General features: G+C 73.7%; 17 protein-coding genes and 1 pseudogene. 14 read left to right on the top strand and 4 right to left on the bottom strand.

The window, feature by feature from the left end; genetic code table 11:
* Positions 1–18: 18 nt before the first annotated feature.
* The 3 genes from gcvH (at position 19) to WME97_RS10920 (ending at position 5,899) form a co-directional block, all read left to right on the top strand.
* On the top strand, positions 19–420 hold the full coding sequence (gene gcvH / locus WME97_RS10930; protein WP_437551815.1) for a glycine cleavage system protein GcvH: 402 nt from the start codon (positions 19–21) through the stop codon (positions 418–420).
* Between the two features lie 56 nt (positions 421–476).
* Positions 477–1,841, top strand: coding sequence for an aminomethyl-transferring glycine dehydrogenase subunit GcvPA (gene gcvPA, locus WME97_RS10925; protein WP_437551813.1), 1,365 nt, complete (start codon positions 477–479; stop codon positions 1,839–1,841).
* Positions 1,842–1,939: 98 nt separating this feature from the next.
* Positions 1,940–5,899 (top strand): protein kinase domain-containing protein, encoded by a 3,960-nt coding sequence (locus WME97_RS10920; protein WP_437551811.1) that lies wholly within the window; start codon positions 1,940–1,942, stop codon positions 5,897–5,899.
* Positions 5,900–5,957: 58 nt separating this feature from the next.
* On the opposite strand, the gene WME97_RS10915 is transcribed toward WME97_RS10920, so the two are convergent.
* The 3 genes from WME97_RS10915 to WME97_RS10905 form a co-directional block, all read right to left on the bottom strand.
* The gene (locus tag WME97_RS10915) at positions 5,958–6,524 is read right to left on the bottom strand and encodes a hypothetical protein (protein ID WP_437551809.1); all 567 of its coding nucleotides are present in this window, start codon (positions 6,522–6,524) and stop codon (positions 5,958–5,960) included.
* Positions 6,525–6,561: 37 nt separating this feature from the next.
* Positions 6,562–7,335, bottom strand: a complete 774-nt coding sequence (locus WME97_RS10910) for an esterase/lipase family protein (RefSeq protein WP_437551807.1) — start codon at positions 7,333–7,335, stop codon at positions 6,562–6,564.
* A gap of 107 nt (positions 7,336–7,442) precedes the next feature.
* On the bottom strand, positions 7,443–9,503 hold the full coding sequence (locus tag WME97_RS10905; protein WP_437551805.1) for a hypothetical protein: 2,061 nt from the start codon (positions 9,501–9,503) through the stop codon (positions 7,443–7,445).
* 62 nt (positions 9,504–9,565) lie between these two features.
* Between WME97_RS10905 and WME97_RS10900 the strand changes: the two genes are divergently transcribed.
* From WME97_RS10900 to WME97_RS10890, 3 genes are all read left to right on the top strand, one after another.
* Complete coding sequence (locus WME97_RS10900) at positions 9,566–10,093, top strand: tetratricopeptide repeat protein (protein ID WP_437551803.1); 528 nt, start codon at positions 9,566–9,568, stop codon at positions 10,091–10,093.
* Positions 10,094–10,143: 50 nt separating this feature from the next.
* On the top strand, positions 10,144–11,541 hold the full coding sequence (sthA, locus tag WME97_RS10895) for a Si-specific NAD(P)(+) transhydrogenase (protein WP_437551801.1): 1,398 nt from the start codon (positions 10,144–10,146) through the stop codon (positions 11,539–11,541).
* Positions 11,542–11,702: 161 nt separating this feature from the next.
* Positions 11,703–12,347, top strand: a complete 645-nt coding sequence (locus tag WME97_RS10890) for a Uma2 family endonuclease (RefSeq protein WP_437551800.1) — start codon at positions 11,703–11,705, stop codon at positions 12,345–12,347.
* Positions 12,348–12,403: 56 nt separating this feature from the next.
* Here WME97_RS10890 and WME97_RS10885 read toward each other — a convergent pair whose 3' ends face one another.
* A complete protein-coding gene (locus WME97_RS10885) occupies positions 12,404–13,192 on the bottom strand; it encodes a hypothetical protein (protein WP_437551798.1) in 789 nt (262 codons plus the stop codon).
* 521 nt (positions 13,193–13,713) lie between these two features.
* Here WME97_RS10885 and WME97_RS10880 point away from each other — a divergent pair.
* From WME97_RS10880 to WME97_RS10845, 8 genes and pseudogenes are all read left to right on the top strand, one after another.
* Positions 13,714–14,475 carry an SDR family NAD(P)-dependent oxidoreductase gene (locus tag WME97_RS10880; RefSeq protein WP_437555358.1) on the top strand — a complete coding sequence of 254 codons (762 nt, stop codon included), beginning with the start codon at positions 13,714–13,716 and terminating at the stop codon, positions 14,473–14,475.
* Positions 14,472–14,903, top strand: a complete 432-nt coding sequence (locus tag WME97_RS10875) for a RidA family protein (RefSeq protein WP_437551796.1) — start codon at positions 14,472–14,474, stop codon at positions 14,901–14,903. The genes WME97_RS10880 and WME97_RS10875 overlap by 4 nt, the downstream gene beginning before the upstream one ends.
* 32 nt (positions 14,904–14,935) lie before the next feature.
* Complete coding sequence (locus WME97_RS10870) at positions 14,936–15,478, top strand: MarR family winged helix-turn-helix transcriptional regulator (protein ID WP_012234634.1); 543 nt, start codon at positions 14,936–14,938, stop codon at positions 15,476–15,478.
* A pseudogene (locus WME97_RS10865) lies at positions 15,432–16,406 on the top strand (enoyl-CoA hydratase family protein); the annotation flags it as partial. The gene WME97_RS10870 and the pseudogene WME97_RS10865, both read left to right, overlap by 47 nt.
* Positions 16,403–17,683, top strand: a complete 1,281-nt coding sequence (locus WME97_RS10860) for an acyl-CoA dehydrogenase family protein (protein WP_437551794.1) — start codon at positions 16,403–16,405, stop codon at positions 17,681–17,683. The pseudogene WME97_RS10865 and the gene WME97_RS10860, both read left to right, overlap by 4 nt.
* A 2-nt stretch (positions 17,684–17,685) precedes the next feature.
* Positions 17,686–19,185 (top strand): NADH:flavin oxidoreductase, encoded by a 1,500-nt coding sequence (locus WME97_RS10855; protein WP_437551792.1) that lies wholly within the window; start codon positions 17,686–17,688, stop codon positions 19,183–19,185.
* The gene (locus WME97_RS10850) at positions 19,163–20,866 is read left to right on the top strand and encodes a benzoate-CoA ligase family protein (RefSeq protein WP_437551791.1); all 1,704 of its coding nucleotides are present in this window, start codon (positions 19,163–19,165) and stop codon (positions 20,864–20,866) included. Before WME97_RS10855 ends, WME97_RS10850 begins: the two co-directional genes overlap by 23 nt.
* 3 nt (positions 20,867–20,869) lie before the next feature.
* Entirely contained in the window at positions 20,870–21,664 is a 795-nt protein-coding gene (locus WME97_RS10845) for a creatininase family protein (protein ID WP_437551789.1), read from the top strand.
* Positions 21,665–21,771 lie beyond the last annotated feature (107 nt).

The raw sequence follows: 21,771 nt of genomic DNA, 5'->3' as shown, positions 1-21,771 counted from the left end.
AAAGGGAGAAGAAGTCACATGGCGAGCGACAATGTCCGAACGGACCGGCGGTACACGAAGGATCACGAGTGGGCCAAGCAGGAGAACGATCTCGTCGTGATCGGGATCACCGCCTTCGCGGTCGAGCAGCTCGGCGACATCACGCTGGTCAACCTCGACGTGAAGCCGGGCGACACGATCACCGCGGGCACGGCGTTCGGCACGATCGAGAGCGTGAAGACGCTGAGCGATCTGTTCGCGCCGGTGAGCGGCAAGATCCAGCGCGTGAACGCGGATCTCGAGAGCCGCCCCGAGCTGGTCAACGACGACTGCTACGGCAAGGCGTGGATGATCGAGGTCGTCCCCTCGGACCAGGGCGAGCTCGGCACGCTGATGGATCCTGACGCGTACAGCGAGCTCCTGAAGACCGCGGCGCATTGAGCGCCGCTCCCCTCCGCGTTCCGCATCACCCTTCCCGTTTCCCGCTGCACAAGACCATGCGCTACCTGCCCCACACGCCCGAGGAAATCAGCGAGATGCTGCAGGCCGTCGGCCTGTCGTCGCTCGAGGAGCTCTACAGCGCGATCCCGAAGGAGGCGCGCCTCACGCGCCCGCTCTCGATGGAGCCTTCGCTCGACGAGGCCTCGCTCATGCGGCACCTCGAGGAGCTCGCCCAGAAGAACCGCGCAGGGCGCATGCTCTCGTTCCTGGGGGCCGGCGCCTACGAGCACCATTTCCCGCCGGCCGCCGATCAGCTGCTGCTCCGCAGCGAGTTCTACACCGCGTACACGCCGTACCAGCCCGAGGTCTCCCAGGGCACGCTCCAGGTGATCTTCGAGTTCCAGACGATCGTGAGCGAGATCCTCGGGCTGCCGATCGCCAACGCGTCGATGTACGACGGCGCGAGCGCGCTCGCGGAGGCCGTGCTGATGGCCCGCCGGCTGACGGGGCGCGAGCGCACCGTCCTGTCCGGGGGCGTGCACCCCGACTACATCGGCACGGTCGAGACGTACGTACACGGCATCGGGGCCGGCAAGGCGTCGCTGGTCGGGGTCGACGTCGGCCGCGACGGCACGGCGGACGTCGAGGCGCTGACGCGGGCGATCGACGAGACGACGGCCTGCGTGGTGGTGGGCTATCCGAACTTCTTCGGCGTCGTGGGCGACATCCGGAAGGTGGCCGAGGTGTGCCACCAGAAGGGCGCGCTGCTGATCACGGTCACCCTGGACCCGTACGCGCTCGCGCTGCTCGAGTCGCCGGGCGCGCTCGGCGCCGACATCGCGGTGGCGGAGGGCCAGCCGCTCGGGCTGCCGCCGCAGTACGGCGGCCCCAACGTCGGGCTGTTCGCGTGCCGGAACGACCGCAAGTACCTCCAGCAGGTGCCCGGCCGGCTGGTCGGCGAGACGGTCGACAAGCACGGGACCCGCGGGTACGTGCTGACGCTCGCGACGCGCGAGCAGCACATCCGCCGCGAGCGGGCGACGAGCAACATCTGCACGAACAGCGGCCTCTGCGCGACGGCGGTCACGATGCGGATGTGCATGCTCGGCAAGCGCGGCTTCGTGGAGGCGGCGAAGCAGTGCCTCGCGAAGGCCGAGCACCTGAAGCGGGAGATCGCGCGGCTCGACGGCTACTCGCTGCCGATGTCGGCGCCGACGTTCCACGAGTTCGTCGTGAAGGTCCGCGGCGGGGACGCGGGGAGGCTCACGCGGGCGCTGGCCGAACAGGGGATCATCGCGGGGCTCGATCTCGGGCGGATCGACGCGCGGCGGCGGGACGAGCTGCTCGTCGCCGTGACCGAGCGGCACAGCCGCGCGGATCTCGATCGGCTCGTGGAGGGGCTCGCGGGGTTCACGGGCTGACGCGGGCGCGGGCCCCCACAAGCTGGCCGGCTGATGCCTAGACGGCCGAGATTTCCTCTGATGCAAGTATTCCTCGATCCGGGGGATACTGCGCCCCCATGCGGGGGGGAGAGGTAATCGCCGGGCGATTCGAAATCGAAAAGCTCGGGGGAATCGGCGGCATGGGGGAAGTCTACCAGGCTCGCGATCGAGCCTCGGGTGAGCCCGTCGCCGTCAAGCTATTGCAGCAGCTCGACCCGAGGAACGTCGAGCGCCTGATGCACGAAGCCGCTCTGCTCGCCGAGCTCGAGCACCCGGGCATCTGCCGCTATGTGGCGCACGGGATGACGGCGCAGGGAGTCCCCTATCTCGCCATGGAGTGGCTCGAGGGCGAGGATCTCTGCACGAGGCTCGGGCGTCGAGGGCTCAGCGTGGACGAGACGGTCACGCTCATGACCCGCGCCGCCGAGGCGCTCGCGGTCGTGCACGCGCACCGGATAGTGCACCGCGATCTCAAGCCTTCCAATCTGTTCCTCGTGGAGCGCGACGTCGCGCGGGTGAAGCTGCTCGACTTCGGGATCGCCCGGTTCTCCGACGCATCACGAATGACCCAGTCGGGGATGATCGTCGGGACTCCCGCCTACATCGCGCCTGAGCAGGCCCGGAGCAGGGCGGCGGTCGACGCGCGCGCCGATGTATTCGCGCTCGGCTGCGTGCTGTTCGAATGCCTGACCGGCGTACAGGCCTTCAGGGGCGACAGCTTCATGTCCATCCTGCTGAAGATCGTGCTGGAGGACGTCCAGCGGGCGAGCGAGCTGCGGGCCGATGTGCCGCCGTCCCTCGACGTGCTGTGCACCCGGATGCTCGCCAAGGACCCGGCGCAGCGCCCGTGCGACGGCGCCGCGGTGGCCGCGGCGCTCAATGCGGTGGGCCTGGGAGCGACGCTCCCCATTGCGGAGGTGTCGACCCCGGTGGCCTCGGTCCGCGCGTCGCCGTCCTCCTCCCCGCCGTCGCTGACCCACAAGGAACGAAGGGTGACGTGCGTGCTGCTGATGGCCCCGGAGCCACCCATGGCCGGCGGCGCGGGGCGATCGGACGCGGAGACCGAGATCGCGTCCGCCGCGGAGGAGATGACCCGGGAGGTCGCTGCGCTCGGGGTTCAGCTCGACCTCTTGATGGACAGCTCGATCCTCATGACGTTCACCGGGACTGGCCTGGCGACCGATCAGGCCGTGCGAGCGGCCCGCTGCGCGCTCTCGCTGCGCAAGCACGCCGGCGGCCGTCAGCTGGCGCTCGCGACGGGCACCGCAGAGCTGTCGGGGAGGCTGCCTGCCAGCGAGCTCATCGACCGCGCGACACGGACGCTGGCGCAGTCCGCGCCCTCGGCCGGCGCCGCGCACGCGGCAGGCCAGGCGCGGCCGATCGCGATCGACGAGGTGACCGCCGGGCTGCTCGACGCCCGCTTCGATGTCCTCGAGACGGAGACCGGCCTGTGGCTCCAGGGCGAACAGGCGCTCGCGAAGGGCGCGCGAACGCTGCTCGGCAGGCCGACCGCATGTGTCGGGCGCGACTGGGTGATCGCGGCCATCGAGGCGCTGCGCACCCAATCCATCGAGGAGTCGAGGGCGCGCGCGGTGCTCGTGACGGGGCCGGCCGGCATGGGCAAATCGCGCATCGCCTACGAGCTGCTGCTCCGCGTCCGCCAGCGCGACCCCCCCTTCGCCTTGTGGGTCGGCCGAGGGGACCCGCTGCGCACGGGCGCCGCGCTCGGTCTGCTCGGTCAGGCGCTGCGGCAGGCCTGCGGCGGCATCCAGGGCGGAGAGCCGCTGGAGGAGCGCCGCGAGAAGCTCCGCGCCCACGTGAACAAGCATTTCGACGGGGCCGACGCGCGGCGCGTCTCGGAGTTCCTCGGAGAGCTCCTGAATACGCCGTTTCCCGACGAGGACAGCATTCAGCTGCACGCCGCGCGCCGGGACGTCCGGCTCCTCGGCGATCAGATGCAGCGCGCCTGGGTGGATTTCCTCGAGGCGGTGTCCGGGGAGCGCCCTTTGCTCCTGGTGATAGAGGACCTGCACTGGAGCGACGCGCCGACGGTTCAATACCTCGACGAGGCGCTGCGCCGCGTCCGCGATCGGCCATGGATGCTGCTGGCGCTGGCGCGCCCGGACGTCCACGAGGTGTTCCCCCGGCTGTGGGCCGAGCGGCAGCTCCAGGAGATTCGCCTCGAGCCGCTGACCTCCAGGGCGAGCGCGCGGCTCGTGAGGCAAGTGCTCGGCGACCAGGTGAGCGAAGCGACCCTTCAGCGCATCGTGACGCAGGCCGAAGGCAACGCGTTCTACCTGGAAGAGCTGATCCGCGCGACCTACGAAGGGAACAAGCAGAGCACTCCGGAGACCGTGCTGGCCATGGTGCGGTCCCGCCTCGAAGGGCTGGACGACATGGCGCGCCGGCTGCTGCGCGCCGGGAGCGTGTTCGGCGACGTCTTCTGGCGAGGCGCGATCGACTCGCTGCTGGGTGGCATGGACGACGGGTCGATCGACGATCACCTCGCCCGGTTGGAGGGCCTGGAGTGGATCATCACGCGTTCTGCTTCGAGGTTCCAAGGCGAGCGGGAGATCGCGTTCCGGCACGCGCTCGTGCGCGAGGCGGCCTACGGGATGCTCACCGAGGAGGATCGCGCGCTCGGGCATCGGCTGGCGGGGGCGTGGCTCGAGCGCGCCGCCGAGCCGTCGGCGGCGGTGATCGCCGAGCATTTCGATCGCGCCGGCGAGCTCGCGCGCGCCGCCGAGCTCTACATGGCGGCCGCCGCGCAGGCGTTCGCCGCGAACGACTTCGCCGCGGTGCTGCGGTGGGCCGAGCGCGCCCTCTCCCTCGGGGTCAGCGGCGCGGCGCGGGAGGAGCTGCTCTTGCTGCGCACCGAGGCGCGCCGGTGGCGCGGGGACATCGCGGAGTTCGGTCGGTGCGCCCAGGTGGCGTTGCGCGTGCTGCCGAAGGGCACTGCGCCCTGGTATGCGGCGCTGGCCGAGGCCGGACGGGCGGCGAGGCACCTCGGGAAGCCGGAGGACCTCCTCCTGCTCGACACGATGCTCGCGGACGCCTGGCGGCCCGACGGGCAGGCGACCGCTCCGGCGGTGACGACGGCCGCGTCGATCGCGCTGGACCTCCTGCTCGCGGGTCTCCACGAGCGGGCCGAGGCGATCGATGCCCGCATCAAGTCGGTCGCGGAGCGCTTTCGCGACGACCCGAGCGTGAGCGGGCCGATCTACCGACAGCGCGGGATGCGTGAGCTCTTCGCCGGCCATCTGGAAGAGAGCTGCGCGTTCGCCGCGCGCGCGCTCCGTTGCTACGAGGAGGTGGGCGACCTACGGAGGGCGTGCGTCGAGCGGTGCAACCTCGGATTCCGGGAATCCCTGCTCGGCGCGTACGCGGAAGCGAAGACGCGCCTGCGCGCCGCGGTCGCTGAAGCCGAGCAGATGGGGCTGGACTACGTCCTCGGCTTCACCTTGCACGACCTGGGTCGTGTCCTCGGCCGTACTGGCGCCCTCGAGGAGGCGTGCGTGGTGGAGGCGAAGGCCGCCGCCCTGTGCGCCGCGCAGGGCAGCCGGCGGGGGGAGGGCTGGTCTCGCACCTACCTGGCGGGGATCCTGCGAAGCGCGGGCCGGCTCGACGAGGCGGAGGGCGAGGCCCGCCGCGCGGTGGCGCTGCTGGAGACCGCGCAGCAAGCCCAGGTCGCGGCCCGAGCGACGCTGGCTTCTGTGCTGCTCGCGCGCGGCCGGTCGGCCGAGGCGCTCGCGGAGAGCCGCGCGGCCATGGCGCTGCTGGCCACGGTGACGAAGGTCGAGGAGGGCGAGGCGCTCGCACGCCTCGTGCACGCGGAGGCGCTCTATGCGGCGGGCGAGCGCGGCGCGGCGCGGGCTGCGATCGCCGACGCGCGCGACCGGCTCCTCGCCGTGGCCGTGCAGATCGCAGACCTGCGGACGCGCGACAGCTTCCTCCGCAATGTCGAGGAGAATGCCCGCACGCTCGAGCTCTCGGAGGCGTGGCTCGAGGACGGCTCGGGGGGGCGCCCCGCCGGGTGAGATCGCCGCCCTGGTCGGGTCGCTCGCGCGACGAACCCGCTCGCCGGGGGCGGCCAGGTCAGCGCGAGGCGACGTCCTGCCCGCGCTGCTGCGCGGGGAACGGGTTCGGCCACAGCGGCAGGAGCGACTGCCGGTAGACGGTGAGGCGCAGCAGGTCGATGCCCGCGATGGCGGCGAACGACATCGCCTTGTCGGTCCCGTAGCTCCCCTGGAGCGAGAGGCTGATGCCGAGCGGCGCCCCCAGCGTGAGCGCGCCGGCCACGCCCGTGGAACCTGCGCCCCACAAGCGGCGGTAGCCGCCCGCGTCGAGGGCGAGGCCCAGCTGGCCAGCCTGGAAGCCGCGCGTCGCGACCCGGGCGAGCAGCGCGAGATCGATGCCGCTGTCGAGGATCGGCGTCGCGCGCATCAGGCCGCCGACGATGACGGGCGCGTCGGGCGTGGTCCCGACGCCGACGTCGCACGACAGCGCGCCGTCGAAGACGAGATCGCTTTCGCCCTGCTTCCAGCCGATCGCGCCGGCGCCCACGAAGGTCCACGCGGAGGCGTCCGCGCGCGAAGGCGAGGACCAGGCGAGCGGGGCGAGCAAGGCCCCGAGGGCTGCGAGGCAGGCGATGGGCGAGCGCACGCGAGCGAGCTACCACGAAGCGCCGAGCGGGGATAGGTCAGCGCGCGGGGCCGCGCCGCTCGACGATGCGCCGCGCCACGAGCGCGGCCACCTCGGGATCGAAGAGGAGCGTGTTGTGCCCCCGCCCCTCCATCACCCGCACCTCGCCGCCCGGCAGCGCGTGCGCGATGGGCGAGCGGACCAGCGTGTCGGCCCCCGCGACGATCGACAGGTGCGGGATGCTCGACCGCGCCGTCCCGAGGAGGACGCGCCGGAGGACCGGGCTCGACGCGTCGAGATCGCGCGCGCCGCCGAAGCCGAGCAGCCCTGCGCGCGGGATGCCGCCGAACGGGCTCGCCATGGAGATGGTCTGCACGACGCGCGGATCGCCGACCTCCTGCGCGAAGAAGCGGCACACGATGCCGCCCATGCTGTGGCCGACGAGGTGCAAGCGCGCCCCGTCCGGGAGCGCCGCGACGAGCGCCGCGAGGCGCGCCGACAGCGCCTCGACGCCGGGCCCCGGCGCGTAGGACATCGTCGCCGTGTGGACCGACCACGACGGCTCGGCGCGCGCCGGGTCCGTCCGACCGCGCGCCCGCGAGGCGCGAGACATCGCGGCGTGGCGCTCGATCGCCGTGCGCAACGGCCGGAGGACGCCGGCGGAGGCGAAGAGCCCGTGAAGGATGACCACCACCTCGTCGCCGTCGCGCGCCCCGTCAGGGATCACCGGCGCGAGGGTGTCGTACGGCAGGAGGACGGCCTGCCTCGCGAACGAGGCCACCTCCCTGCCAGCTGTCGCCGCGAAGGCCGACGCACGGAACCACCTCGCCACGTGGTGGCTCTTACCATGGATCCGTCGCGCGACGTCCTCGTGGCTCGCGACGCGCTGTGTCGCGGGCGCGCGCCACGAGGACACCGCGCGGGCGGCAAGGAGGCCGATCACGGCCGCAGCAGCCAGACATGGAAGCTGCGGAACGTCCCCCGGAGCGCGCGGATCCGGACAAGGTCCCCCGGCGCGACGTCGCGCAGCGGCACCCGGATCTCGGACCAGCGGTCCAGAGGGCGCTCTGGCACCTCGACGCGCGCCTCGTCCGCGGCGCGCTCGATCGCCACGCCGATCGCGATCGGGCCGCCCCCGTCGGTGCGCAGCGCGAGCACGGCGGGCCCGCGGGCGCTCGCGGCGGCCGCGGCGGCCGCTCTGATTGCGAACGACTGCTCGCGCCCCTCGGGTATGATCCTGCCGGCGTCGAACCGCGGCGCACCGCCGCCGTCGCTCCCGTCCCGCAGCACGGCGCCGACGACCCAGCCGCCGCGCGGCGACGGGAACGCGTAGCCGTGCGCGCGCTCGTCGACCAGGTCGGCGATGTCCACCTCGTCGATGGCCCCGTCGCGGCGCTCGCCCGGCGGCGCGAGCGCCGACCAGTCCGCCTCGTAGATCACCTTCTCGTCCGCGGCGCACATCACGTTGTCCTCGATCTTCACCGCGTCGACGCGCCGGCCGAAGACGTCCGCGAGCCCTCCCCACCACGAGGGGTACAGGGCGAACACGTCGGGCCGCTCGGCGGCGTCGAGCCGCTCGATGAGCTCGACGACGGCCGGCACCCCATGCACCGAGGCCCGCGCGAACGGCATCCCCCGGTACCCGCCGAGCCCGAGCCCGTCGATGGCGGGGATCCCCGACAGGTACGGGATCGCGCCCGCGTCGCCGAGCAGCACCCGCCGCGGCGCTCGGTGTTGGCGCGCGCGCGCGGCCAGGCGCCGCGCGACCTCGACATGCTGCCCGGCGATGTTGGCCGAGGAGCGGGCGAAGTGGTCGATCTGCCGCGCGAACCACGCGGAGGGCGCCGCGAGCGCCGCGAGCGCGAGCGCGGCGGCGACGCCGGCCGCGAGCCGCCCCCGCCGCGCGAGCGCCTCGGTCCCGAGGGCCGCGGCGACGAGCAGCATCGCGAGCGCCGGGGCGGCGTAGCGGAGGTTCTGGTAGCGCGCCGTCGCGTTGAGCGCGACGAGGAGCAGCGAGCCGTAGGCGCCGATCAGGAGCGGCACGGCGAGGCGCCGCGTCCGCCGGTCGAGCGCCGCGATCGCGCCGAGCAGCGGCAAGAGGAAGGCGTAGGACGGGCCGCCGAGCGCGCTCTCCAGCGCCTGCACCTGCAGCGCGGCGAGGTTCTTGATCACCTCCAGCGCCTTCTCGAGCGGCGCCGCGTACGGGTTCGAGAGGATGAGCTTGCGCACCGCCCCCGCCGCGCTCCACTCCCCCGTGAGCGCGCGGTTCGCGGCGGCCTGCGCGCCGAGGAGCAGCGCGGTCGGCAGGGACGCGCGCGCGAGCGACGCCGCCGCGCCCAGCGAGCCCGCCGCGTGGGCCACGGCGACCGCGAGCGGCGCCGCGAGCGCGACGGCCTCGGGCCGGGTCGCGACGAGCAGCGCGGCGAGGAGCCCTGCCCGGAGCTGCTCGGCCGGGCGCTGCGCCGGCGGGGCGAGCTCGGCGCGCCGCACCGCGACGAGCGCCCGGCCCATCACCGCGCCGAGCAGCGCGACCTCCATCCCGGAGAACCAGCTCCAGTCGAGCAGCGGCACGGCCACGACGAAGAGCGGCGCGGCCCAGGCGACCCAGCGAGAAGAGGCGGCGCCCGGCCCGCCGCGCGGATCGAGGAGCCACCGGAGCGATCGGCAGAGGTCGAGCAGCGCGGCGCACGCGAGGAGCGCGGCGAAGAGGCCGAGCCACGCGCCGCGAAACCCGAGCAGGTACCCGGGCGCCAGGGCGAGGGGGTACGCCAGGCTGGTCCCGCCCGAGGAGTAGCCGTTGCCCGGGATCCACGAGAACGGGTGGCCCAGGGCCGCGGCGCGGGCGAACCCGAAGTGGATGTAGACGTCGTCGAGGGGCGCCGGCCAGACGCCGCCCGTCCTGGCGAGCGCGGGCCCGTAGAACGCCGCGGCGGCGCCGAGCACCGGGATCGCGGCGCTCGCGTGCCACAAGAGCGGCCGGATCCGCGGCGGGCGCCTCACCGCCCGGCCGGTACCACGAAGGAGCCCAGGACGGCGCGCCGATTCTGGCTAGACTGCGCGCCATGGTGCTCAGAGCCGTGGTGGACGAATCGATCGACGCCGCCCACTGGGAGGCCGTCGAGGAGGCGGCCGAGCTCCTGCAAGAGGAGCAAGTCCAGGAGGCGCTCGTCGCGCTGCGCGACGTGATCAAGGCCTCCCCGTCGAACCCGTACGCGTACAACCTGCTCGGGCACGCGCTCTACGAGCTCGGCCAGCTCGAGCCGGCGCGCGACGCTTACCGCGCCGCCGTGCGGCTCGCGCCGAGCTTCCTCGGGGCGCGGGTCGCCCTGTCGCACGCGCTCCGTCGCCTCGGCGACACGGACGGCGCGACCGCGCAGGCGAAGGAGGCGCTCCGCCGGTTCCCGAAGGACGGCGAGGCGATGCACGCGATGGGGCTGGCGTACGCGGCCCGCGGCAACCGCGCGCTCGCGCGGAAGCACCTCCAGGGCTTCCTGGACGCGGGCCCGGAGGTCGAGGCCGCGATGGAGGTGCGGCAGATCCTCGAGATGCTCGGCGTCGGGGGCGACGACGAGCCGCTCCAGTTCGAGTAGCCTTCTCCCGGCGCACGCGCGCGCTCGGCGCGCCGGAGGCAAGGAACTCGATGGTGACCACCCCGCACTTCGATCTCATCATCCTCGGCACGGGGCCGGGCGGCGAAGGCGCCGCCATGACGGCCGCGAAGCACGGCAAATCGGTCGCGGCGATCGAGCGCTACGCGCGGGTCGGCGGGGGCTGCACCCACTGGGGGACGATCCCCAGCAAGGCGCTGCGCCGCGCGATTTACCACATGAACCTGATCAACCAGAGCCCCATCTACAAGCGGATGGATGTGGTTCCGGAGTACCCGTTCGCCGAGCTCCTCGCGACCGCGAACCGCGTCATCGACGAGCAGGTCGATCTGCGGGAGAGCTTCTACGACCGGAACCGCGTCCAGCTCGTTCCGGGGCAGGCCAGGTTCGTCGATCCGCACACGATCGAGGTGGAGAGCGACGGCGGCCAGCGCCGGCGGTACACGGCCGACAGCTTCGTCATCGCGACCGGCTCGCGCCCGTACCGGCCGGCCGACATCGACTTCAGCCACCCGCGCGTCTTCGACAGCGACACGCTGCTGCGCATGGATCACACCCCCCGGAGCATCACCATCTTCGGGGCCGGCGTCATCGGCTGCGAGTACGCGTCGATGCTGCGCAACATGCAGGTCGCCGTGAACCTCGTGAACACGCGCTCCCATCTCCTGGAGTTCCTCGACGACGAGATCACCGACGCGCTCGGCTACCACTTCTGCGACAAGGGGATCCGCGTGCTGAACGGCGAGGAGCACGAGGCGGTCGAGGCGACGAAGGAGGGCGTGGTGCTCTCCCTGAAGAGCGGGAAGAAGCTCCGGAGCGAGGTATTCCTCTGGGCCAACGGGAGGTCGGGCAACACGGCCGATCTCGGCCTGGAGAGCGTCGGCATCACGCCGAACAAGCGCGGTCAGCTCGAGGTGAGCGAGACTTTCCAGACGAGCCAGCCGCACATCTACGCGGTCGGCGACGTGGTCGGCTTCCCGGCGCTCGCGAGCGCGAGCTACGACCAGGGCCGGTACGCGGCCAGCCACCTCTGCGGCCACGCCGACGACAAGCTGGTCCGGGACATCCCCACGGGCATCTACACGACGCCCGAGATCTCGTCGCTCGGCAAGAGCGAGCGGGAGCTCACGGCGGAGAAGGTGCCCTACGAGGTGGGGAAGTCGACGTTCAAGACGCTCGCGCGCGCGCAGATCACGGGCCAGCAGGTCGGGATGCTGAAGCTGATCTTCCACCGCGAGACGCTCGCGCTGCTCGGCATCCACTGCTTCGGCGAGAACGCCGCGGAGATCATCCACATCGGGCAGGCGATCATGTCGCAACCTGCGCCGCACAACACGATCCGGTACTTCGTGAACACGACGTTCAACTACCCCACCATGGCCGAGGCCTACCGCGTCGCGGCGCTCGACGGGCTGGGGCGCGTGTTCTGAAGGCGCGGCTCCCGGGCGCACCCGGGCCCGCCCCTGGCAGCGTCCGGCGAGGCCGTGGCGCGCGTCAGGACGGTCGAGCGGGGCAGCGGTGCGCGGGCGCTCGGATCGGCGGTTGCCAGGGTGCGGCCCGGCGGCGATACTCTCCGAAGGAGCACGCTGTCATGGCCGCCGCTGCACCCCTCCTCGCCCCCGCTGCCGGCGCCGCCGACGCTGTCGCGGCGGACGGCTCGGAAGACCAGCTCTTCGTCGTTCATGACGTCTCGTGGGAGCAGTACGAGGCCATCCTGGCCGCCCTCGGCGACCGGGCTGGCGTGCGGGTGACGTACTGCGAGGGAGTGCTGGAGCTGATGAGCCCGGGCGGACCGCACGAGGGGCGGAAGACGATCCTGGCCCGCCTCGTCGAGGCCTACGCGGAGGAGGCGGAGCTGCCTCTCAGCGGGTACGGCAGCATGACCGTCCGCAAGAAGCTCGCGCAGCGGGGGGTCGAGCCGGATGAGTGCTATGTGCTCGGGACGGTCGAGGACGGGGAGATCCCGGAGCTCGCGATCGAGATCATCGAGAAGAGCGGGACGATCAACAAGCTCTCCGTCTATGCGGGTCTCGGCGTTCCCGAGGTCTGGTTTTTGAAGAAGGGAAAGCTCTCCATCCACCTCCTCGGCCCGGACGGCTACGCGGAGGCGGGGCAGAGCCGGCTCCTGCCGGGGCTCGACGTCGCGGGGCTGACGGAGTTCATGCTGCGCAAGGGCGATCAGACGACCGTGGTGCGCGCGTGGCGCGCGAGGCTCCGGGAGCGGGGCGAAAGGTGAGCTCGGTCCGCTGAGCGACGAAGCGCCGTCTACCGAGGCGCTTCGAGGCCAGCCCCCTACCCCCTGCCGCTCGCCCGCGCCGCGCACGCCGCGGCGATCACCTCAGCCCCCGCCTCCCGCGCCGCGATCTCGCACGCGCGCCACGCCGCGAGCCGCTCCGGCCCCGCGGCGCCCCGCGGCGCCGCCGCGATCCGCGCCTCGACCGAGCGCGCGAAGGCGTCCAGCGCCGCCTCGTCCCCGCGCTCCGACAGGAGCCCGCCCAGCGTGAGCGCCGCGTGCGCGACCTGCCGCTCCGCGCCCGGGTACATCTCCTCCGCGAGCGCCTCGACGAGCGCCGGGACGTCGCGGCGCGCCGCGGCCTCGCGCGCCCGCACCTCGGGCGCCGCGGCCTCGGCCCCTGCGACGCCGAGGCGCCGCTCCAGGTAGCCGACCACCGAGCGGGCGACGCGCTGGAACGAGGCGAGGCCGTCGGTCGGCGCCTCGAGCACGCCGCCCCCGGCGCGCGCGCCCGCGACGTCGAGGTCGAGCACGATGACGAGATCCTCCCGCTCCCCGATGACCAGGAGGTCGCGCGCCCAGTCGAGCGAGCGCTCCTCCGCGAGCCACGCCGTCGCCCGCGCGACGTCGCCGCGCGGCAGGATGAGCGTGCCGTCCGGGAGCGCGATGCCGTCCGCCGCCGCGTAGAGCGCCGCGAGATCCGGCGGCTCGGCCAGCGCGAGGGACCACGCGCCCGCCCCTGCCGCCGGGGGCCGCGCCTCCACGCCGGCGCATGCGAGCAGCGCGGCGACGCGCGACGCGAGCGCGCCGGCCGCGCTCACGGCGCCCGCCGGCAGCTGCAGCGGCAAGCCCCTCGCCAGGGCATGCATCTCGGTGCCGCGAGGCGGCGCGAACGTGTCGCCGGTGCCAACCGGTTGATGCTCTCGGTCATGTAGATGCTCTTCGGCGCGACGCCGTCGTGGCGCGCGACGAACAGGCGCGCAGCGTAGTGGATCGGATCGACCACGTCGACGATCGACTGCGCGAGCGAGATCGCGGGGCGGAGCTCGTGCTCCGCGCTCCGGCGAGCCCGGAGCAGCCGTCGAGCCGGACCATGCCGCCCTCGCGGCGCAGATCGTACGGCCACGGGCGCTCTGGTCTTCGTCCATGCTCTCCATCCACTACGTTCCAGACGACGACGCGCAGCGTACGCCGCGCGCGGCGAGCGCCAGACGGGCGAGGAGAGCAAGGAGAGCGAGGAAAATGAGGCCGATCCGCGCGTTCCGTCGCGACGTGGCCGACTCCGACCTCGGCGAGCGGGCGCCGCAGCGCGCGCCGACCAGGGTGACTTCGGCTTGTGCTTCATATATATATGATTTAGGTGCTCCGGATGTCCCTGGAAGGCAGGATCGCGCTCGTCACGGGTGGGGGTCGCGGCATCGGCCGGGCGATCGCCGAGCGGCTCGCGCAGGGCGGCGCGCGCGTCGCCGTCGCAGGCCGCACGCAGGCCGAGATCGAGGAGACGGCGGCGGCCATCGGGGGCGTCGCCGTCCGGCTCGACGTCGGCGATCGCGAGGGCGCGCCGCCGGCGATCGCCGCGCTCGAGGCCCAGCTCGGGCGCATCGACGTGCTCGTCAACAACGCGGGCGTCGCCGAGAGCGCGCCGTTCGACAGGACGAGCGACGCGCTCTGGGACCGCATGCTCGCGGTCAACGTGACCGGCGCCTTCGCGCTCTGCCGTGCCCTGATCCCGAAGATGATCGCGCGCGGGTTCGGGCGCGTCGTCAACGTCGCCTCGACCGCCGGGCTCGTCGGGTGCGCCTACTCGACCGCGTACTGCGCGTCGAAGCACGCCATGGTCGGAATGACCCGCGCCATCGCGCTGGAGATCGCCCGGACGCCGGTGACCATCAACTGCGTCTGCCCCGGGTGGGTGAACACGAGGATGGCGGACGAGGCGATCTCCCGCATCGCGGAGAAGACCGGGCGGGGCGAGGACGCGGCGCGGCGGTCGCTCGAGTCGATGTCGCCTCAGGGCCGGATGGTCGAGCCCGGCGAGGTCGCGCTCGTCGTGGCGATGCTCTGCAGCGACGAGGCGCGCAGCATCCATGGCCAGGCGATCCCGGTCGACGGGGGGCAGGTGATGCGATGAGCGGCGATCTCGAGATCGTGCAGCCGGCCGGGTGGCCTGCGCCGCGAGGCTACGCCAACGGCGTCGTGACGAGCGGCAGGACGCTGCACATCGCGGGGCAGATCGGGTGGGACCCTGCGTCCGGGCGGTTCCGGAGCGACGATCTGGCCGAGCAGTTCGCCCAGGCGCTCGACAACGTGCTCGCGGTCGTCGCGGCCGCCGGCGGGGAGCCGGGCGACGTCGCCCGCATGACCGTCTACGTGACCGATCTCGAGGCGTACAGGGGCTCGCTCCGCGCGATCGGCGCCGCGTGGCGGGCGCGGTTCGGCAAGCATTTCCCGGCGATGGCCCTCCTCGGCGTCGCGGGGCTCGTCGAGCGGCGCGCGCTCGTGGAGATCGAGGCCGTCGCGGCGCTCGACGCGCGCCGCGGGGGCGAGGGCGGCCCGTGAGGCGCGGGGCGCCGGCGAGGCGGCCGCTCGCCGTGGTCCCCCCGCCGGAGAGCGCGCGCGGCGACCAGGCCGCCGTGCGCGCCTGGGTGCGCATCCTCGCGGTCCACAAGCGCGCGCTCGCGGCCATCCGGGAGGACCTGGAGCACGAGATGACCCTCCCGCGCTTCGACCTCCTGGCGAACCTCGTGCGCAGCGACGGACAGACGCTCGCGTCGCTCTCCCGCAGCATGCTCGTCACGGCGGGCAACCTCACCGGGCTCGTCGATCGCGCGGCGCGCGACGGCATGGTCGAGCGGCGGGCCGACCCGAGCGACCGCCGCGCGTGGCGGGTGCACCTGACCGCGAAGGGGCAGCGCGCGTTCCGCGACGCCGAGCGGCGGCACGCCGCGCGCGTGGCGAAGGTGTTCTCCGGGCTGAGCCCGGCCGAGCTCTCCACGCTGACGCGGCTGCTCGACAAGCTGCGCACCACGCTCCGCGAGCCGGACATGCCCGTCCCGTCGCGCCCCGGCAGCGCCCGCGCGCACGCCGAGCGGAGCGCGCGGAGCCCCCCGCGGCGCACGCGGACGAAGCCCTGATCGCGCGAGGCTCGCGTCCGGCGCCCGCCGGACCCAGGAGATGCCCATGACCCTCACACCCCGCTCCTTCCATCTCGAGCTCAGCCGCGGCGTCGCGGAGATCACGCTGAGCCGCCCCGACCGCCTGAACGCGCTCACCTTCGAGGTCTACGGCGAGCTCACGGCCACGTTCCGCTCGCTCGAGCGCTCGGCCGCGCGCGCGGTCGTGCTCACCGGAGCGGGGCGCGGCTTCTGCTCGGGCGGCGACGTGGAGGGGATCATCGCCGAGCTGTTCGCGCGCGACGCGCGGGGGCTGCTCGAGTTCACCCGCGCGACCGGCGCGCTGATCCAGAGCATCTGCGAGCTCCGGCGCCCCGTCATCGCCGCCGTCAACGGGGTCGCCGTCGGCGCGGGCGCGGTGATCGCCGCCGCCTGCGACCTGCGCATCGCCGCGGCGAGCGCCCGCTTCGGGTTCATCTTCCCCAAGGTCGGCCTGTCCGGCGCCGACATGGGCGCCTCGTACCTCCTGCCGCGCATCGTCGGCCAGGGGCGCGCCGCCGAGCTGCTCTACTTCGGCGATCTCATCGGCGCCGACGAGGCGCTCCGCATAGGCCTCGTGAACCGCGTCGTCGCCGACAGCGACGCGCTGGGCGTGGCGCGCGGCTGGGCCGAGCGCCTCGCGCGCGGGCCGGCGTTCGCGCACGCGATCACGAAGCAGATGCTCGAGAGCGAGCGCACGATGCCCCTCGCCGCCGCGATCGAGGCCGAGGCGCAGGCGCAGGCCATCTGCATGGCCCACCCCGACTTCCGCGAGGCCCACGAGGCGACCAGGGCGAAGCGCCCGCCGCGCTTCGAGGGCGCTGACCACGGCGACGCGCCGGCCGCGCCCGGCGACGCCGACGCCCCCCCCACCCCGCGGTCCACCGGCCAGGAGACGCCCCGCGTATGAGCGGGCTCGCGCTCTCCTCTGCCGAGCTCCCCGTCTTCTTCGAGGAGCGCCACGCCGCGCTCGCCGCGCGGCTGACGCCCGAGGCGCTCGCGCCGCTCGCGCGGCTCGCCAGGACGCACGACGCCGCCGCCGTCGCGCGCAGCATGGGCGAGCCGCTCGGGCTCTACGCGCACCTCGTCCCCGAGGCGCTCGGCGGCGCGCCGAGCGGCGGCGGCCTCCCCGCGGACGCGACCGCCGTCGACGTGCGCTCGCTGGTCCTCATCCGCGAGGCGCTCGGCCAGGTCGCCCCGCTCGCCGACGCGATCTTCGCGGTGCAGGGGCTCGGCTCGTACCCGATCGTGCTGGCCGGCAGCGACGCGCAGCGCCGCGCGATCTTGCCCGACGTGCTCTCGGGGCGGCGCATCGGGGCCTTCGCGCTGACCGAGCCCGAGGCGGGCAGCGACGTCGCCTCGCTGAGGACCGAGGCCCGCCGCGAGGGCGACGGGTGGGTCCTCGACGGCGAGAAGGTGCTGATCTCGAACGTGCCGCTCGCGCACCACCTCGTGGTCTTCGCCCGCACGGGCGCGCCGCCGCGCGACGGCGGCGGCGCGGCGGGCGAGCGCGGCGGCGGGCGCGCCGCGATCACGGCGTTCCTCGTCGACAGCGGCGCGCAGGGCGTCACCTCCGAGCCGCTCCCGATGTCGGTCCCGCACCCGATCGGCCGGCTCCGCTTCGAGGGCTGCCGCGTGCCGGACAGCGCGCGGCTCGGCGAGGTGGGCGGCGGCTTCAAGCTCGCGATGCAGACGCTCGACGCCTTCCGGATCTCGGTCGGCGCGGCGGCGAACGGGATGGCGGCGCGCGCGCTCCGCGAGGCGATCGCGCACGTCACGCGGCGGAGGCAGTTCGGGGCGCCCCTGTCCGAGCAGCAGATGGTGCGCGCCTACCTCGCCGAGATGGCGACCGAGCTCGACGCGGCCCGCCTGCTCGTCGCCCGCGCGGCGCACAAGCGCGACACGGCCGCGGCCGGGGCGGCGGCGCGCGTCTCGACCGAGGCGGCCATGGCGAAGATGTTCGCCACCGAGGCGGCGCAGCGGATCATCGACCGCGCCGTCCAGCTCCACGGCGGCATGGGGGTCATCGAGGGGACCGAGGTCGAGCGGCTGTACCGCGAGATCCGGCCGCTGCGCATCTACGAGGGGACGACGGAGATCCAGAAGCTCATCATCGCGAAGGGCATCCTCGAGCGCGCCGCCGCGGAGCCCCCGGCCGACGAGCGCGCTCGCGACGAGGCGCGGTAGCCATGTGGAGGCCGCCGGAGAGGATCCGCCACGCGCTGCCCCGCGAGGAGCCTCCCACCGCGGGTGAGGCGGCGCGCGCGCGCCTCTTCTCGCCCCTCCGCCTCGCCTCGGGCCTCGAGCTCGCCGAGCGCTCGTGGGTGCCCGCGATGGTCCCGTGGCGCGCGACCGAGGAGGGCGTCGTCACGCAGGACGTGCTCGACTGGTACGGCCGCTTCGCCGAAGGCCAGCCCGGCGCCCTCGTTGTCGAGGCGACCGGGATCCGCGACGTGCCGAGCGGCCCGCTGCTCCGCGCCGGACACGATCGGTTCGTCCCGGGGCTCCGGGAGCTCGTCCGGACGGTCCGCGCGCGGAGCGCCGGCAGGACGCGCGTGTTCCTGCAGCTCATCGACTTCCTCCGCATCCGCAGGCGCCCGGCGAAGGACAGGTTCCTGCGGGAGTTCCTCGAGATCACCGGCGCGCACCGGCGCGCCCTGTCCGAGGCGCTCGGGGAGCCGCCGCTCCGGGACGCGCCGGAGCGCGAGGTGCGCGAGCGGCTCATCGCGCTCGACGACGCGCGGCTCGAGGCCGTGCTCGCGCCCCGCGAGCTCGAGGCGCTGCGCTTCGGCGAGCGCGAGCGCGTCACCGACGTCGCGCTCCCTCACATCCGCGATCTGCCGCGGACGCTGCCGGGCCTCTTCGCCGAGGCCGCCGTGAGGGCGCGCGAGGCGGGCTTCGACGGGGTCGAGCTCCACTACGCGCACGCCTACACCATGGCCTCGTTCCTGTCCGCGCTGAACACCCGCCCGGACGGCTACGGCGGCGATCGCGAGGGCCGCGCGCGCCTCCCGCTCGAGGTCTATGCGGCGGTGCGCGCCGCCGTCTCCGCTCGCTTCACGGTGGGCTGCCGCTTCCTCTGCGACGACATCATCGCGGGGGGCAGCCGGGTCGACGACGCGGCGTTCTTCGCGCTCGCGTTCGCGCGCGCCGGCATGGACTTCCTCTCGCTGTCGACCGGCGGCAAGTTCGAGGACGCGAAGCAGCCCAAGGTCGGCGAGGCCGCGTACCCCTACACCGGCCCGAGCGGGTACGAGTGCATGCCGACCGCGCTCTCGGACGCGGCGGGGCCGTTCGGGCGGCAGGTGCCGAAGCAGGCGCAGATCCGACGCGCCCTGCGCGAGGCCGGCCTCGGCACGCCGGTCGTCGTGGCGGGGGGGATCTGCACGTTCGCCCAGGCCGAGGCGATCCTCGCGCGCGGCGAGGCCGATCTCATCGGGGCGGCACGGCAGACGCTCGCGGATCCCGACTGGTTCCTGAAGGTGCGGCTCGGGCGCAGCGGGGAGGTCCGACGTTGCATCTATTCCAATTACTGCGAGGCGCTCGATCAGCGCCACCGACCCGTGACGTGCCAGCTCTGGGATCGCGAGGGGCTCGACGAGCCGGGGATCGCGACGACGGAGGGCGGAAAGCGGCGGCTCACGGCGCCGCGATGGAGGCGTGACGATGACCGCACCGACGTTCCCTGACGAGCTCAACCTCGCCGACTACTTCCTGTTCGATCGGCTGCGCGAGGGGCTCGGCGACAAGGTCGCGCTGCTCTTCGGTGATCAGCGGCACACCTACGCCGACGTCGCCGAGAAGGTCCGGATGCTCCAGGCGCACCTCGCCGTCGAGGGCGTCGCGCTCGAGCAGCGGGTGCTCATCGTCCTGCACGACTCGCCGGCGTTCGTCTGGGCCTTCTTCGCGGCGCTGAGCCACGGCGCCGTCGTTGCGATGGGCAACCCCGAGGCGCCCGCGCCCGACCTCGCGCACCTCGTCGAGTACACGCGGGCCGCCGCGGTCGTCACGATCCCGCGCGTGGCCGAGGCGCTCGCGCTTCAAGGCGCGCTCGCCGCCACGGACGTCCGCACCGTCGTGCTGGTGCCCGAGGTCCCGACCGGCGGCGATCTCGAGGCCGATCTCCCGGTCTCGCCGGCCCTCGCGGCGCTGCGTGGCACCTCGCTCCGCGGCGCCCTCGCGCAGGGGCGCGCGGCGCTCGCGGCGAAGCGCGCCCCGGTGGGCCCCCGCCCCACCCGGCGCGACGACATCGCCATCTGGCTCTTCACGTCCGGCTCCACCGGCAGGAGCAAGGCGGCCATGCACACGCACCGCGACTTCGCCTTCAACACCGAGCGCTACGCCAAGGCGACCGTGGGCTACCGCGAGGACGACATCACCGTCTCGGTGCCGCGCCTCTTCTTTGGCTACGCCACGGGCACCAACCTGATGTTCCCCTTCGCCGTCGGCGCGACGTCGGGCCTCTTCGTCGAGCGGCCGACGCCGGAGTCGCTCGCACGGTACATCGAGCGTTATCGCCCGACGGTCGTCACCAACGTCCCGACGATGATGGGCAAGCTGCTCGATGACGACGACGCCCGCGCGGCGCGCGGCGCCCCGCGCCTCGACCTCTCCAGCGTCCGCTTCCACCTGTCCGCGGGCGAGGCGCTGCCGCCGGCGCTCCTCGAGCGCTTCCGCGCGCGGTTCCACGCCGACGTCTATGACGGCATCGGCTCCGCGGAGATGTTCCACATCTACTGCACGAACCGCCCTGGCGACGTGCGCCCGGGGTCGCTCGGCCGCGTCGTGGAGGGGTACACGATCAAGATCCTCCCCTCGGACGCGGCCGGGGCGGGCGCGCCCGAGCTCCCGCCCGGCGAGACCGGCGTCATGTGGGTGAAGGGCGACTCGGTCGCGCTCGGCTACTTCCAGGATCGCGAGAAGAGCTGGGGCACCTTCCACGGCCACTGGTGCCGCACCGGAGATCTCTTCCGCATGGATGCCGAGGGCTACCTCTGGTTCAGCGGGCGCGCCGACGAGCTGCTCAAGGTGGGCGGCGTCTGGGTCGCGCCGGTCGAGGTGGAGGAGTGCCTGACCGAGCACCCGGCCGTCAGCCTCGCCGCCGTGATCGGCGCCGAGGAGGCGGGCCTCGTGAAGCCGAAGGCGTTCATCGTGGTCCGCGACGACGCGCGCGGCCGCGTCGCCACCGACGAGGGGAGGGCCGAGCTCGCCCAGGAGCTCAAGGCCTTCGTGAAGGACCGGCTGAGCAAGCACAAGTACCCGCGCTGGGTCGCCTTCGTCGATGACGTCCCCAGGAACGATCGCGGCAAGGTCGATCGCAAGGCGCTCCGGCAGCGCGAGGCCGCCGGCGAGAACCCGGCGGGCCTGTAGCCCATGCAGGCCGCGCCGCGCCTCGCGGAGCTCACGACGGAGGAGCTCGCCGCGCTTCTGGCGGGTGGCGCGCCGTGCGTCGCGCTCGTGCCGGTCGGGTCGGTCGAGCCGCACGGCCCGCACCTGCCGCTCGGTACGGACACGTTCATCGGCGAGGCCGCGGCCGAGCAGGCCGGCCGCCGGCTCTGGGCGCGCGGCGTCGCTGCGCTCCTCGCCCCGCCCGTAGGGTATGGCGTGACCGACTTCGCGGCGGGCTTCGCCGGCGCGATCTCGATCCCGGCGCCCGCGCTCACCGCCTTTCTGCGCGCCGTCGCCGAGGCCTACCTGTCGGCCGGCCTGTCGCATGTCTGCTTCATCAACAACCACCTCGAGCCGGAGCACGACAGCGCCGTGCGCGCCGCCACCAGCGACCTGCCCCTCGGCCGCGCCTCGGTCGCGTGCCCGCTCGCGCGCCGCTGGGCGCGGACGCTCTCCGCGGAGTTCCGGAGCGGCGCCTGCCACGCGGGCCGTTACGAGACCTCGCTCGTCCTCGCCGCGGCCTCCGCGCTCGTCCGGAAAGACATCGCCCAGGCGCTGCCGGACCTCGGCCTGAGCCTGTCAGAGGGCATCAAGGCAGGAGCGAAGAGCTTCCGCGCGCTGGGCATGGACGCCGCCTACACCGGATCTCCGCGCGAAGCGTCCGAGGACGAAGGCCGCGCGTTGCTGGATCTGCTCGCGACGATGATTGTCACCGAGGTCGAAGAAGGCCTCTCCAGCGCTTCCGGCCACGAGCCCCCGCCAGGAAAAAGCAGCAGGTAGGCCAACGAGCGTTCAGGTAGACAAACGCAGGCATTTCTACTCCAGCACCACCCCCCGCACGCTCGACTGAACGGCAGAATCCGCCATCGACTCACGCGCCCCGGCAA

The organism is Sorangium sp. So ce367 (assembly GCF_051520455.1).
GTDB classification, from domain to species: domain Bacteria; phylum Myxococcota_A; class Polyangia; order Polyangiales; family Polyangiaceae; genus Sorangium; species Sorangium cellulosum_B.
This window is presented reverse-complemented; position numbering and strand designations above follow the sequence as displayed.